The sequence below is a fragment of the Anaerofustis butyriciformans genome (assembly GCF_036289385.1).
GTDB classification, from domain to species: domain Bacteria; phylum Bacillota; class Clostridia; order Eubacteriales; family Anaerofustaceae; genus Anaerofustis; species Anaerofustis butyriciformans.
Genome location: NZ_JAYFFH010000001.1, coordinates 418,805 through 434,071, shown reverse-complemented (window position 1 = coordinate 434,071; position 15,267 = coordinate 418,805). Strand labels below are relative to the sequence as shown.

The window sequence follows — 15,267 nt, the reverse complement described above, 5'->3', positions numbered from 1 at the left end:
AATTGAAGCTTTTTTTAATTTAAAAGAATAATCATAAAATTTAAATATCCTGCAAAAGTAACCCATAAAAGATATGGAATTTGTAAATATCCTGAAATAGGATTAATTTTATAAAAATATATAATCATTTTTAAAATAAAAAGCCAAAGTACTATTAATACGATAAATGAAAGAACATAATTATTATAATTAAAGAATATTATACTCCATATAAAATTTAAAATTAGTTGAATAATATATATTTTTTGAGCATTTTCTTTTTCTTCTCCCTCTGAAAAGGATATGATATATGCACTGATTCCCATTAAGATAAATAATATCGTCCAAACAATTGGAAAAATAAAACCTGGGGGAGATAACATAGGCAGGTTTAAATTTTTATATATATCCATACTGTTTTTTGTAAATAACGCCGATATTTCTCCCACAATAAGTGGAATTAAGATAGAGAATAAAAGTCTTTTAAAATTAATTTTCATTTACTACTCCTAAAGTTTATATAACTAATTTATGCCTAAATAAAAATAATATTACGATTACATTTAAAAAGGTGAAAATTATTAATTAAATTTTTCCTAAAATATGATATACTTTTATGGTATTTTGTAAAATAAGGAGGAATTTGTATGAGTGAAATCGCTTCTGATATAATGGCGGTTATTAGTGTAATCTTAAATGGATTACCACAAGGGTTGTTGGCTTTAACTTTTGGATTTGCATCTATCCCAACAGCTTTTGCTTTTTTTGTTGGTGCAATAGGTAACTTTATTACAGGTAGTGTTGCTCCTATTTCTTTCCAGGCAGAAACAATAACTTATGTCGGTACAATGGGTAAAGATAAAAAAGAAATGTGTTCTATGATATTTATCGGTGCGGCAATAATGGCTGTTATCGGACTTTGTGGAATGCTTACAAAAGTTGTTGATTTTATAGGGCCTGAAATAGCTGCAGGAATGATGGCAGGGGTAGGTTTAATGCTTGCTAAAGTTTCTGTTGATATGCTTAAAAAAGATAAAATTATAGGTATTGTTTCTTTAATTTCAGCAATTGTTACATATGCTTTTTCACAAGATTTAGTTTATACTATAACAATTTCTGTAGTATTATCTTGTATCGCTGCAAAGTTCTTTGTTAAAGATGCAAATGAAGAGATGTCTGTAGCAAAAGAAGATAAAATTGAAAGACAAAAACTTTCTTTTAATGCTAAAATACTAAGAGGTGCTCTTGGTATGGTATGTTTGAATATTGGTTCTAATATATCATTTGGTGCTATTACAGGAAGTATGGCAAATACAGAAGTAAATATTGACCATTTATCTGTAATTAGTTCTTTAGCTGATATGGTTTCATCTTTCTTTGGGGGTGCACCTGTTGAATCAATTATTTCTGCTACAGGAAGTGCGCCACACGCATTATGGGCTGGTATTGCAATGATGTTTGTAATGGGACTTATTTTAATTTTTGGACTTCTTCCTAAAATTGGTAAATATGTTCCTGCGTCATCTATTTGCGGTTTCTTATTTGTTCTTGGTGTATTTGTTACAGTTCCTGGTAACTGTGCAACTGCTGTTGCTACAACACCAATGGTAGGTGGAATTACTATGGCAGTAACTGCTGTAAGCGATCCTTTTATTGGAATGATTGCCGGTATTTTGGCAAGATTTATTTTTATTTAGTAGGTGAGAAATTAAAATGGAAAAAAAATATGAAATAAATATATGTGGTATTAAAAGACAACTTCCATATATACATATTGATGATAAAAAAGCATTTGCAAGTTTTGTTGTTTTAAGTGACAGTGAACTTATTGAAGTTGCAGCAAAAGAGTTGTTAAAGAAAATAGGGGATGTAGATATATTTGTAACAGCGGAAGCAAAAGGTATTGCTTTAACACATGAAATGACAAGACTTAGAGGTTTAAAAGAGTTTATTGTTGCTAGAAAAAGCGTTAAATCTTATATGAAAGATGTTGTAAGTGAATCTTTGGAATCAATAACAACTAAAGGTGTACAAAATTTATTTTTAGATGGTATTGATGCTTGCAAAATAAAAGATAGAAAAGTTTGTATTGTTGATGATGTTATTTCTACCGGTGAATCTTTAAAAGCTCTTGAAAACTTAGTTTTAAAAGCTGGAGCAAAGATTGTTTCAAAAGCTGCAATTTTGGCAGAAGGGGATGCTGCTGATAGAGACGATATAATTTTCTTACAAAAGTTACCTTTATTTAATATAAAAGATAATGGTGAATATGAAGAAATATAATAAAAAAAGGTATCGAAAGATATCTTTTTTTTATTTAAGTTTATAAACAAATCTTCCATTCTCTTTTTCTTTTATTAACATATCATTTTCCATCATAAAAGAGAGAATTGCAGTTGTGAAACTTACTTTATCCGTTACACCTAAACGGTTTTTAGAGAAAGGTTGGCTTACCTGAATGTTTTTTACTACTTCTTGAATTTCTTTTTTTGATAAAGAACCTTTTTGTTTGATTGCCTTTTTTATTTTTGAAACGGCTTTTGAATATAACATATTCATTAAATCTCTTTGTTGTCGAGATGCACGCCATAGCCCCCATCCATAAATTAGCATTGTTGCAACCATAAATAATAATAAATATGGTAGATAATGTAGTATTGACATTAATCAATCTCCTTCCAAGTTATAAAATTATGATTTTGAAGGATTTCCAAAAATTTAATTAATCTAGATAAGCTTTTTTCCATTTTTGGATAATGAGCATCTAATTTTTGTGATATTTGATAAACATTACTTTCACCATCAATATTAAGCCAAATAAAACTCCCGTATTCATCTAGAGAGATGTTACTGGTTTCAGGTTTATGAAAAAATTTTTGAGCAATTTTATTATAAAAACCAACCCAGTCTTTTTTTATTATTACAATACCATTTTCATCTGTTTCATATTCCGTATTAGGATTTTTTAAAGGAATAAATTCCAGATAGTTATTTTTTTTATTAGATTTACTCATTTATGGATTCCTTTCTTTTTTTAAAAAGATGTAACTTATAAAATAAGTTACATCTTTTTATTATTTAAAACATTTAAGCTTGTTCTTTTTTATCTTTCTTTTTTAAACAAACCATTACAAGAGAAACAATTAATAGAGCGAATACTACTAAGCTTCCTATTTGACCGATGCTAAATGCTTTAGAAACATCGATTGCTTCTGCTTTGTTTAATACAGCAAGAACAGCAAGAACAACACCCATTAAACCTTCACCGGCGATTAAACCAGATGTATATAATGTACCACGTTCAACAGATTCTTTCTTTTCTTCTTCGCTTACTTTACGTTTATCCATAGCTAAACGAACAAGACCACCTGCCATGATACCAGCACTTAAGCTGAATGGTAAGTACATACCAACTGCAACAGGTAAAACAGGTACACCTAAGATTTCAATTACAATTGCAACACCAGCACCTGCAAAGATTAAAGCCCAAGGTAATTGTGCATTCATAATACCTTCAACTATCATTTGCATCATGGTAGCTTGTGGTGCAGAGATTTCAGCAGAACCGTAACCCCATGCTGCATTTAATAGGTATAATACATAACCGATTGCAGCAGCTGAAGCGATAACACCGATGATTTCACCGATTTGTTGTTTCTTAGGAGTAGCACCAAGAATGAAACCTGTTTTTAAGTCTTGAGAACAGTCTCCGGCGATAGCTGCGATAACACAGATAATAGCACCGATAGCAATAGAACCAACCATACCATCAACACCTGTTGTTCCTGTAGCTTTAAGAAGAATAGTTGCAATAATTAATGTTGCAATAGCCATACCAGAAACAGGGTTGTTTGATGAACCGATAAGTCCAACCATTCTTGATGAAACAGTTGCAAAGAAGAAACCGAAGATTACAATGATTAATGCTCCAAGGAAGTTAACTGGGAACATTGGAAGTAACCAGATAGCAACAGCAATAATTAATAATAAAATTAATAATACTGGCATTGGTAAGTCGATTTCTGTACGAAGTGTATTTGAGCTTGTAGCTTTTTTACCCATACTCTTCATAGCTTGAGAGAATGTTTTAACAATTAAAGGTAAACTTTTGATTAAGCTTATAATACCACCTGTAGCAACCGCACCGGCACCGATGTATTTTACATATGTATCCCATAAGTCACTTGGTGCTAAAGATGAAATAACAACATCTCCAGGGAAGATTGTTGCATCAGCACCGAATAGAGCAATTATAGGCATGATTACAAACCATGATAATGTACCACCGGCAAGCATGTAGCTTGAAATTTTTGGACCACAGATATATCCAACACCTACTAATGCAGGAAGTACTTGGATACCAATTGCTGAACCTGCGTAACCTTTAATATCATATCCAATTTCACTTGGGAAAACTTTCATTCCATCAGCAATGAATTTATATAAAGCAGCAATACCAAGACCTGCAAATACAGTACTTGCTTTGCTTCCTCCTTCTTCTCCCGCAAGTAAAACTTCAGCACAAGCTGTTCCTTCTGGGAATGGTAATACTCCGTGTTCTTCAACAATTAAAGCTTGACGAAGTGGAACCATGAAAATTACCCCAAGGATACCACCAACAAGTGCAATAAGGAAAATTGTTATTATGCTTGGAGCAGATATAATACCTTCATTTGCCCATAAGAATAAGGCAGGTAATGTGAAGATAGCTCCTGCGGCAACAGATTCACCGGCTGAACCAATTGTTTGAACCAAGTTGTTTTCAAGAATTGAATCACGGCGTAAAATAACTCTGATAATACCCATAGAAATAACTGCCGCTGGGATTGATGCAGAGATTGTCATACCAACTCTAAGACCTAGATAAGCATTTGCAGCACCAAATACTATTGCTAAAATAATACCAATAAGAATTTGATGTAACTGTAAATTCAGGTGCAACCTTATCTGCTGGTATATACGGTTTAAAATCGTTATGTTTGTCAGACATAATTTAACCCCTTTCTTTTAATTTTATTATAGACAATCAAACTGAATTATATAATAAATTTACATAAAAGTAAATATATTATTAATTTACAATTAAAAATGATAAATTTTTACAAATTTTTATTAAAAATGCATAAAGCTATTCTTAAATTTAAGAATAGCTTTGATGATAATATTTAATATTAAATTAATTTTTTAAGCATTTGCTTCTTTTTTTAGAACATCGCATAATAATTCATAAAATCTTTCAAATGAATCAAGAGGTATTTCTTCATCAGGTGTATGAACGCCTCTGATTGTAGGTCCAACTGCAATTGCATCAAGACCTTCAATTGATTCTGAGAATAAACCACATTCTAATCCTGCATGGATAGCTTCGATTTTTAAATCTTCACCGAATAATTCTTTGTAACTTTTTATAAAAGTATCTCTAATTGGAGATTCTTCTTTAAAACTCCAACCAGGATAAGCACCTGCTATATCACAATTGAAACCAAATGTTCTTGCTAATAAGTAAAGTCTGTCAGTTGTATCGTCTTGTAATGAAGCAACTGAACTTCTTGGAGCAAAAACAATTTTTGCAACATTATCGTTTGTGCTTACTACACCAAGGTTTAGAGATGTTACTACAAATCCATCTTGTTTTAGATTTCTTTTTAATACTCCGTTTGGCGCTAAGTATACAGCACTTACAAGATTTGTTGCATCTTCTTTACTTAATACGTTAGTTTCTCCTTCTTCTTTTGTAACATTAACAACAAAATCAGGTTCAAAAGGTACAAGTTCTTCAGAAAATTCTTTTGATAATTTATTAACTATTTCTTCAACTTTATTTACTTCTTCTTTATTTTCTATTAATAATTTAGCTTCGCTGCTTCTTGGGATTGCATTGTCTTTACTACCGCCGTTAAATGAAGCAACATATGTATCAGTATTACTAATAACTCTATTTATTAATCTTGCTAACAATATATTTGCATTTTGACGTTCTTTATTAATATCCATACCTGAATGTCCGCCTAAAAGACCGTCTACGCTTACTGTTAAAATTGTACCGCTTTTGTTTTCTTTAACAATATCTTTACTTAAAGTAAATCTCATTCCGCCTGCACAGCTTACAGTTGCGATACCTTCTTCTTCAGAATCAAGATTAATCATTGTTTTTGCATTAATTTGAGATTTGTCTAAATGATCAGCTCCGCCAAGGCCTGTTTCTTCTTGTGTTGTAAATACACATTCAAGATCAGGATGAGAAAGAGTTTCATCATCTAAAATTGCAAGCATTAAAGCAACAGCAGCTCCGTTATCTCCTCCAAGAGTAGTTCCGTTTGCAGTAATTATTCCATCTTTAACAATAATATCAATACCGTCTTTTGTGAAATCATGATTTGAACTTGAAATTTTTTCGCAAACCATGTCAGTATGACCTTGAAGCATTATTGGAGCTTTATTTTTTGCATCCTTACTTGCAGGTTTTTTTATAATTACATTAAACAATTCGTCTTGGTAAACCCATAAATTTCTTTCTTTTGCAAATTCAACAAGATAGTCACTTATGCCTTTTTCATTGCTTGAACCACGAGGAATTGCGCTTATTTCTTCAAAAAAATTAAAAAGTTTTTCAGGTTTGTAACCTTTTATTTTGTAGTCCATTTTTGTACCTCACTTATATATTAAATTTTTAATTAATTTATTTAATTAATTTACAATTTACATCTATTATATAAAAAAATTTAAAATAATACAATATTAATAAAAATTTGGTAAAAAAACAAAATATTTGTTATATTTTAAATAATGAATAAAAAGTTAAAGAGGCTAAAAGATGATACTTAGTGTAAGCAGGAGAACAGATATACCTTGTTATTACTTTGATTGGTTTTTAAATAGGTTAAAAGATGGATATGTTTATGTTAGAAACCCTATAAATAAAAAACATGTAAGTCTTATTGAGTTTAATGATTGTAATTTAGATTTTATTGTTTTTTGGTCTAAATATCCTATAAAAATGTTAAATAAAATAAATGAATTAAAAAAATATGATTATTATATACAATATACAATTACAGGATATGGAAAAGAAATAGAGCCTTTTTGTAATAATAAAGATGATATTATTGATATATTTAAAAAACTTTCTTTAAAAATAGGAAAGGAAAAAATGATATTAAGATATGATCCAATTTTTATAAATAAAAAATATGATGCAAATTTTCATATATTATTTTTTGATTATTTATGTAAAAATTTAAATGGTTATACAAATACTGTTGTTATAAGTTTTTTAGATATATATAAGAAAATAATAAAAAGTATAGAAAAATATGATATAAGATCTTTAAATGAAAATGAAATAATGTATATTTGCGAAAATATATCAAAAATAGCTAAAAAGAATAATATGAGGGTACAAACATGTTCAGAAATAATTGATTTATCAAATTATGGAATTGAGCATGGAAGTTGTATTGATAAAAAACTTATTGAAAAAATTATAGGGTGTGATTTGGATATAAAAAAGGATAAAAATCAAAGAAAAGAATGTGGATGCGTTGAAAGCATAGATGTAGGTTGTTATGATACTTGTCAAAACGGATGTATTTATTGTTATGCAAATCAAAACAGTAAATTAGTAAATAAAATATCAAATTTATATAATGTTAATTCACCTATATTATGCGATAAAATAAATGAAAATGATATAATAAAAAGACGTGAAATAAAATCATTTAAAAATAGTCAATTGAGACTTTTCTAAAATAAGGAGATAAAATGAAAAATATTTTACTTATAGCAGCAGGCGGAACTATTGCATGTATAAACACAGAAAATGGATTAATGCCATATGTTAGGGCAGAAGATATTGTGAAATATATACCAGAAATAAAAAAAATATGTAATCTAACTTTTAAACAGTTATTTAATTTAGATAGTACAAACATTCAGCCTGAGCATTGGTGTCAGATTGCAAATGTAATAAAGGAAGAATATGATAATTATGACGGATTTATAATTACACATGGCACAGACACAATGTCATATACTGCATGTGCATTATCTTATTTGATTCAAAATTCAAAAAAGCCAATAGTAATAACAGGCTCTCAAAAGCCTATTAACGAAACAATAAGCGATGCAAAGAAAAATTTAACAGATAGTATACGCTTTTGTTTAGATGAACAAAATTATGGAGTTTATGTAGTTTTTGACGGTAAAGTAATTATAGGTACGAGAGCAAGAAAAGTAAGAAGTAAAAGCTACAGTGCTTTTGAAAGTATCAATTATCCTATTTCTGCATTTATTGATGGGGAAAGAATTGTAAAATATGTTGAAAAAAATGAAAAAGAAAGCAGTATAAAGTTTTATGATTGTTTAAAACCTTCCGTTTTTGTATTAAAACTTATACCGGGTATTGAACCCGATATACTTGATTATATTATGGATAATTATGATGCTGTAGTTATTGAAAGTTACGGAGTCGGGGGAGTTCCTTTTCATAATAAAAGAAATTTTCTTGATAAATTAAAGAAATATACAAAACAAGGCAAAATTATTGTTATTACAACACAGGTTATGTTTGAAGGAAGCGATGCAAAGCTTTATGAAGTAGGGAAAAATATAATGAAGGAATATAATGTTTTAGAATCTTTTGATATGACCGTTGAAGCTGTATGTATTAAACTTATGTGGATTTTATCTTTAACAAGTGATTTTAATAAAATAAGAGAACTTTTTTATAAAAAAATAAATTTTGACATCTTAACAAAAGAAAATTAAAAAATTATGAAAAAAATGTAATAAATGTTTGAAATTTTCAGAAAGTTCATATATAATAATATGCGTATGAAAATTTAATAATAATTTAGGACAAAAGAAGTTTGTAGGAAAATAGGCTTTGCCTTACCGAAGGAGTAAAACTCTCAGGTATTCAAATTTGAATGAGGACTATAAACGGATGTGGCTCTGGAGAATCTCTATGGAGTGCCGAAGGTGCAAGATGTTTTACATTAATCTCTCAGGCAAAAGGACAGAGTATAATAAAATTATTTTAATATTTTTTATTATGTAATGTTATTTTATTTAGAGTATTAGAGTCAAATATGTTTATTTGGCTCTTTTTTTATCTTTTGTTCTTTATTGGAAAGGTGTTTTAATATGTTGGACAATTTTACTGAACTTCTTGTTAAAATCAATGACTTTGTATGGGGAACTCCTTTGATTGTTTTGATAATGGCAGGGGGAATATTTTTAACTTTAAGATTGGGATTTACTCAAATTCGTAAACTACCTTTGGCTTTAAAGTATATGGTAAAAAATGAAGAAGGCGGAGACGGAGAAGTTACCTCTTTTGGTGCTTTGTGTACAGCCCTTTCAGCAACAATAGGTACAGGTAACATCGTAGGTGTTGCAACCGCAATATGTGCGGGAGGACCTGGTGCATTGTTTTGGATGGAGCTTGCTGCATTTTTCGGTATGGCAACAAAATATTCTGAAGGTCTTTTGGCCGTAAAATACAGAGTTTTGGATAAAGATAATCATGCTCTAGGGGGACCTTTTTATTATATTGAAAGAGGAATGGGTGAAAAATGGAAATGGCTTGCCAAGATATTTGCTTTTTTTGGGATTTGTGTTGGTTTGTTTAGTATAGGGACTTTTACACAGGTTAATGGTATTGCATCTGCAGTGAATAATTTTTTTGACCCTAATATGGCATGGACTGTTACAATACCCGGTATAGGAACATATTCTTGGACAGTTGTTATTTCATCTTTGATTCTTACAGTTTGTGTTGCACTTGTTTTAATAGGAGGAATTAAAAGAATTGCAAGTGTATCTCAAGTTGTCGTGCCGTTTATGGCTGTTTTGTATTTTGTTGTTTGTCTTATTTTAATGATATGCAATATAACTGAAATTCCAAATGCAATTATGGTTATAATAAAGGGAGCATTTAATCCTTCTGCCGTAACCGGGGGTATAGTTGGTAGTATGATTATTGCGGTACAAAAAGGGGTCGCAAGAGGTATTTTTTCAAATGAATCAGGTCTTGGATCTGCTCCTATAGCCGCAGCTGCCGCTAAAACAAAAGAACCTGCAAGACAAGGTTTGGTTTCAATGACAGGAACATTTATAGATACAATAATAATATGTACTATGACAGGATTATCTATAATCTTGACAGGAGCGTGGCAAGTGAGTGGGCTTGAAGGAGTTGAAGTAACTACATATGCATTTAATAACGGACTTCCTTTTTCTCCACAAATATCATCATTTATATTAATGATTTGTCTTGTATTCTTTGCTTTTACAACTATTTTAGGTTGGGATTATTATTCTGAAAGATGTCTTGAATATTTAAACGGCGGAAACAAAAAAGCATTACTTACATTTAGATGGATTTATATTTTAGCAATATTTATTGGACCATATATGACAGTAAAAGCTGTTTGGACAATTGCTGATATATTTAATGGTTTAATGGCAGTTCCAAATATGATTGCACTATTTGCATTAAGCGGTGTAGTCGTTAGTGAAACAAAGAAATATTTTGATAAAATGAAAAAAGAAAAAGAATCTAAAGTTGAGGCTTAGTAATTTTAAAAGAAAGAGTGAAAACTCTTTCTTTTTTTGCTTAAGTTGCTTTGTTGACAAAAATATTTTTTTATCATAGAATTAAAAATAATAAAAAATTATATAAAAATGTGTTCGTGTTTATGGAATGGGAGGTGTAAATATGAATACAGTTATTACAATAGGAAGAGAATACGGTTCAGGAGGACGTCTTATAGCAAAAAAAGTTTCTAAACTTTTAGATATTCCTTTTTATGATGAGGAACTTATAAATTTAATTGTTCAAGAAACAGGTCTTGCAGCTGATTTTATAAGAAATGCCGATACAAGAAATCCAATAGGATGTTTTTCAAATTTGAGTTTTAGTTATGATAATTTACCTGTTGAGGGACAGCTTCTTGTTTCAGAAGCAGATATTATAAAAAAAGTGGCAGATAAAGGACCTTGTATTATTGTTGGTCTTTGCGCTGACTATATTCTAAGACACAAAGAAAATTGTGCAAGAATATTCGTAAGTGCACCATTTGAAGAAAGAGTGAAACGTGTTAAGGAAGATTATCACGTAGAACAAAAAAATATCGAACATTATGTAACAAAAATAGATAAATCTAGAGCTAAATATTATAATTATATTACAGATGAAAAATGGAATGTAGCAAAAAATTATGATATGGTTTTAAACAGCACAATGGGTTTGGATGAATGTGCACAGCTGATAAAAGCGTTAGTTGAAATAAAGGAGAATAAAGCTTAATGGATGAAAAAGAGCTTGTTATAGACAAAAGAAAAGAGAATAAAATGGGGGTAATGCCTGTAAGCAAGTTACTTGTTACTATGTCACTTCCTATGATGGCATCAATGCTTATACAGGCTTTATATAACATTGTTGACAGTATGTTTGTTGCGATGTTAAGCGAAAATGCATTAACTGCGGTATCTTTGGCTTTCCCGATACAAAACTTTATGATTGCAGTTGCAGTAGGTACGGGAGTAGGTGTTAATGCTTATTTATCAAAATGTCTTGGAGAGAAGGAGTTTGATAAGGCAAATCAAGCTGCAAAAACAGCAATATTTCTTGCAGCAATTAATTATATTATATTTTTAATATTTGGAATTTTTGGTTCAAGAGCCTTTTTCCTTTCTCAGACAAATATAACAGATATTGTAAATGACGGAACAATTTATTTAACCATATGTACCGTTTTATCTTTTGGAGTATTCTTTCAAATAGCATTTGAAAGACTGTTACAATCTACGGGAAAAACAGTTTATAATATGTATATGCAAGGTCTTGGCGCAATAATAAATATAATATTAGACCCTATAATGATATTTGGTTTATTTGGATTTCCAAAAATGGGAGTTGCGGGAGCTGCTCTTGCTACAGTAACGGGGCAAATTATAGCTGCTATTGTTGGGTTTTTGTTTAATCATTATAAGAATCACGAGATAGATATAAATTTAAAGGGATATAGACCTAATTTATCCATTATAAAAAGGATTTATTCTGTTGGTATTCCTTCGATTATCTTATCATCATTATCTTCAGTTATGACCTTTGGAATGAATAAGATTTTAATTACATTTTCATCTACGGCAACAGCGGTTTTTGGAGTATATTTCAAACTTCAAAGTTTCGTTTTTATGCCTGTGTTTGGATTAAATAACGGTATGGTGCCTATTATATCGTACAATTACGGAGCGAGAAAGAAAGAAAGAATAATGAAAACTTTCAAACTTAGCATTTTTTATGCCGTTGGGATTATGTTTGTAGGATTTTTACTGTTCTTGTTCTTCCCAAAAGAACTTCTTTCTGTATTTAATGCTTCAAATACAATGATGAGTATAGGTGTTCCTGCACTTAGAATAATAGGAATAAGTTTTGTATTTGCAGGTTTTAGTATTTGTACTCTTTCTATGTGTCAGGCTTTAGGACATGGGTTGGAAAGTTTACTTATATCAGGAATAAGACAGCTTGTTGTTCTTCTTCCTGTAGCTTATGTGCTTTCAAAAATAGGAGGACTTAATTTAATATGGTGGTCTTTTCCTTTTGCAGAGATTATCGCCGTATCCCTTTGTGTCTTCTTCTTATCGAGAATATACCAAAAAGAAATTAAGAATTTATAAAGTAAAGGGTATTTACCCTTTATTTTTTTAACGTTTTTTTATCATATTTCATATTATATATAAACTCTCAAAAAGGAGGTTTTGTTTTGGTAAGCATAAGTTTATGTATGATAGTAAAAGATGAAGAAAGTGTTTTAAAAAGATGTTTAAAAAGCATTAAAGATATTGTTGATGAAATTATCATAGTGGATACAGGTTCGAAGGATAGAACAAAAGAAATTGCAAAAGAATTCACAAATAAAATATATGATTATGAATGGGTAGATAATTTTTCCCGTGCAAGAAATTTTTCTTTTTCAAAAGCTACAAAAGAATATATTTTATGGCTTGATGCAGATGATGTAATACTTGATGAAGATAAAAAGAAATTCATAAAAATGAAAGAAAACATGAGTAATGATATAGATGTTGTAATGATGAAATATAATACGTCGTTTGATGAAAATGGCAATGTCGTTTTTTCATATTACAGGGAAAGATTAATAAAAAATATTCATAAGGATATGTGGAACGGTTATGTTCATGAGGCAATAGTTCCTTTTGGAAAAATAGAATATTCTAATATTGCCGTTACTCATAAAAAAATAAAGAAAAGCTACAGTGACAGAAATATAAAAATATTTGAAAAATTATTAAATAACGGGGTTGTTTTTTCTCCAAGAGAACTATTTTATTATAGCAGGGAACTTCTTTATCACAATAAATTTAATAATGCAATTGATGGATTTGAAAAGTTTTTAAATATGGATAACGGATTTTTGGAAAATAAAATTGATGCTTTAAGGATGATGTCTTATTGTTATAAAAATATAGGACAAACAGATAAAGAAATTGAAGTATTGTTTAGGACATTTAAGTATGATACTCCAAGAGCGGAAGTTTGTTGTGATATAGGAAATTATTTTGTTAATATAAATAGATACAATGATGCAATTTATTGGTATAAAGCGGCACTTAATTGTAGTAGAAAGGATACTTTAGGTGGATTTATTTTAGAAGATTGTTATGGATATATTCCTTTAATTCAACTTTGTGTATGTTATGACAAAATCGGTAACACAAATTTAGCAAATGAATATAATGAATTAGCAGGCATTATAAAGCCTGCTGGTAGAGAATATATGATAAACAGAGAATACTTTAAAAATATATTTTCTTAAAAGTAAAATAAGGAGTGAAAATATAATGTATGATTTTGATTATAACAGTTTTTTAGAAGGTAACAATAATTCAAATTGTTGTAAACATTCTAAAAAAAATAATTCATGCAGTATGAAATCAAATGAATATTATCCCTATACAAATAATAATCAATCTTCTTGCTGTTATACTCCCAAAAGTCATAATTGCTGCGTAGTAACCGGCCCAACGGGGGCAACAGGAGCTACAGGTCCGAGAGGTCCAAGAGGGTGTCCAGGACCAACAGGGGCAACTGGTGCAACCGGACCAACCGGACCACAAGGACCAAATGGTAATAGTATAATAGGTCCTACAGGAGCAACTGGTGTTACAGGTCCAACAGGCCCAACCGGCCCAACGGGAGCTACAGGAGTAACAGGTTCAGGGGCGACAGGTCCAACTGGCCCACAGGGACCACAAGGTCCTCAAGGGATACAAGGTCCTACTGGTGCAGGTACTACAGGAGCAACAGGTCCAACCGGTCCACAAGGACCACAAGGCCCTCAAGGTGTTCAAGGTCCAACAGGTTCAATCGGAGCAACTGGTGTTACAGGTCCAACAGGCCCAGCAGGTCCAAGCGGAGCGACTGGAGTTACGGGGCCAACAGGCCCAGCAGGTCCAAGCGGAGCAACTGGTGTTACAGGTCCAACGGGACCAACAGGCCCAAGTGGATCAACTGGTGCTACAGGTCCAACAGGCCCAAGTGGAGCAACTGGTGTTACGGGTCCGACAGGCCCAACAGGCCCAACAGGTCCAAGCGGAAATAACGGTCAAGCTGCTACATTAAGTGTTGGAACAGTTACAACTTCTGCGCCTGGTACTTCTGCTACTGTTACAAATTCAGGAACACCTCAAAATGCGGTTTTTAATTTTGCAATTCCAAGGGGCGCAACCGGTATAACAGGAGCAACTGGCGCAACAGGTGCCACAGGCGCAAGCAGTTTGGATAATCCTCAAATATTATGTGCAATTGATTCTGCACCACAACCAACAACCGCAAATCAACCTATTCAATTTAACAGTAATTATTTAAGTAGTGGTAGTGCAATAACTCATAATACAAATTCAACCAATATAACAATTTCGCAAAATGGTATTTATCAAGTAAACTTTAATGCTTCTGCAGGAACTTCAGGTTCTTCTTCTGCAATAAGTATTGCTTTATATAAAGATGGAAACGCAGTAAATAGTGCAGTAACAAGACAATCATTGTCAGGTTCTGGTAACTATGCAAATATGTCTTTTTCTACACCAATTTCAGTTACTTCAACACCTTGTGTTTTAACTGTTATTCCTGACAGTAGTGGTTTTACTTTAAGTGATTCTACAATTAATGTTTATAAAGTAGGTAATATAAGTAGTAATCAACTATCAAAGTAATTGTTTTAGATATAATGTTGACTTAAAAATAAAAAAATGTTATTC

13 protein-coding genes, 1 pseudogene and 1 riboswitch are annotated in these 15,267 nt (G+C 30.9%); of the genes and pseudogenes, 9 read left to right on the top strand and 5 right to left on the bottom strand.

The window, feature by feature from the left end:
* Window positions 1-14: 14 nt before the first annotated feature.
* Complete coding sequence (locus V2W16_RS02135; RefSeq protein WP_329380650.1) at window positions 15-479, bottom strand: TspO/MBR family protein; 465 nt, start codon at window positions 477-479, stop codon at window positions 15-17.
* Window positions 480-626: 147 nt separating this feature from the next.
* On the opposite strand from V2W16_RS02135, the gene V2W16_RS02130 reads away from it, so the two are divergent.
* Both V2W16_RS02130 and V2W16_RS02125 read left to right on the top strand, forming a co-directional pair.
* Window positions 627-1,676 (top strand): NCS2 family permease, encoded by a 1,050-nt coding sequence (locus V2W16_RS02130; protein ID WP_329380647.1) that lies wholly within the window; start codon window positions 627-629, stop codon window positions 1,674-1,676.
* Between the two features lie 16 nt (window positions 1,677-1,692).
* Window positions 1,693-2,262, top strand: coding sequence for a phosphoribosyltransferase family protein (locus V2W16_RS02125; protein WP_329380644.1), 570 nt, complete (start codon window positions 1,693-1,695; stop codon window positions 2,260-2,262).
* 30 nt (window positions 2,263-2,292) lie between these two features.
* On the opposite strand, the gene V2W16_RS02120 is transcribed toward V2W16_RS02125, so the two are convergent.
* The 4 genes and pseudogenes from V2W16_RS02120 to V2W16_RS02105 form a co-directional block, all read right to left on the bottom strand.
* Entirely contained in the window at window positions 2,293-2,643 is a 351-nt protein-coding gene (locus tag V2W16_RS02120) for a hypothetical protein (protein WP_329380641.1), read from the bottom strand.
* Window positions 2,643-2,993 (bottom strand): PqqD family protein, encoded by a 351-nt coding sequence (locus tag V2W16_RS02115; protein ID WP_329380639.1) that lies wholly within the window; start codon window positions 2,991-2,993, stop codon window positions 2,643-2,645. Before V2W16_RS02115 ends, V2W16_RS02120 begins: the two co-directional genes overlap by 1 nt.
* Before the next feature lie 73 nt (window positions 2,994-3,066).
* A pseudogene (locus V2W16_RS02110) lies at window positions 3,067-4,969 on the bottom strand (OPT family oligopeptide transporter).
* Window positions 4,970-5,163: 194 nt separating this feature from the next.
* Window positions 5,164-6,621: an aminoacyl-histidine dipeptidase gene (locus tag V2W16_RS02105; RefSeq protein ID WP_329380634.1), complete on the bottom strand. Its 1,458-nt coding sequence runs from the start codon at window positions 6,619-6,621 to the stop codon at window positions 5,164-5,166.
* A 172-nt stretch (window positions 6,622-6,793) separates the two neighbouring features.
* On the opposite strand from V2W16_RS02105, the gene V2W16_RS02100 reads away from it, so the two are divergent.
* The 7 genes from V2W16_RS02100 (at window position 6,794) to V2W16_RS02070 (ending at window position 15,222) form a co-directional block, all read left to right on the top strand.
* Window positions 6,794-7,726 carry a DUF1848 domain-containing protein gene (locus tag V2W16_RS02100; protein WP_329380631.1) on the top strand — a complete coding sequence of 311 codons (933 nt, stop codon included), beginning with the start codon at window positions 6,794-6,796 and terminating at the stop codon, window positions 7,724-7,726.
* 14 nt (window positions 7,727-7,740) lie between these two features.
* A complete protein-coding gene (locus V2W16_RS02095; RefSeq protein WP_329380627.1) occupies window positions 7,741-8,745 on the top strand; it encodes an asparaginase in 1,005 nt (334 codons plus the stop codon).
* Window positions 8,746-8,921: 176 nt separating this feature from the next.
* A riboswitch (glycine riboswitch) is annotated at window positions 8,922-9,009 on the top strand.
* Window positions 9,010-9,123: 114 nt separating this feature from the next.
* On the top strand, window positions 9,124-10,557 hold the full coding sequence (locus V2W16_RS02090) for an alanine/glycine:cation symporter family protein (RefSeq protein WP_138269387.1): 1,434 nt from the start codon (window positions 9,124-9,126) through the stop codon (window positions 10,555-10,557).
* 142 nt (window positions 10,558-10,699) lie between these two features.
* A complete protein-coding gene (locus V2W16_RS02085) occupies window positions 10,700-11,290 on the top strand; it encodes a cytidylate kinase-like family protein (RefSeq protein WP_329380621.1) in 591 nt (196 codons plus the stop codon).
* On the top strand, window positions 11,290-12,663 hold the full coding sequence (locus V2W16_RS02080; protein ID WP_329380618.1) for an MATE family efflux transporter: 1,374 nt from the start codon (window positions 11,290-11,292) through the stop codon (window positions 12,661-12,663). The genes V2W16_RS02085 and V2W16_RS02080 overlap by 1 nt, the downstream gene beginning before the upstream one ends.
* A gap of 86 nt (window positions 12,664-12,749) precedes the next feature.
* Window positions 12,750-13,823 (top strand): tetratricopeptide repeat-containing glycosyltransferase family 2 protein, encoded by a 1,074-nt coding sequence (locus V2W16_RS02075; protein WP_329380615.1) that lies wholly within the window; start codon window positions 12,750-12,752, stop codon window positions 13,821-13,823.
* 25 nt (window positions 13,824-13,848) lie between these two features.
* A complete protein-coding gene (locus V2W16_RS02070) occupies window positions 13,849-15,222 on the top strand; it encodes a collagen-like domain-containing protein (RefSeq protein WP_329380612.1) in 1,374 nt (457 codons plus the stop codon).
* Window positions 15,223-15,267: the final 45 nt, after the last annotated feature.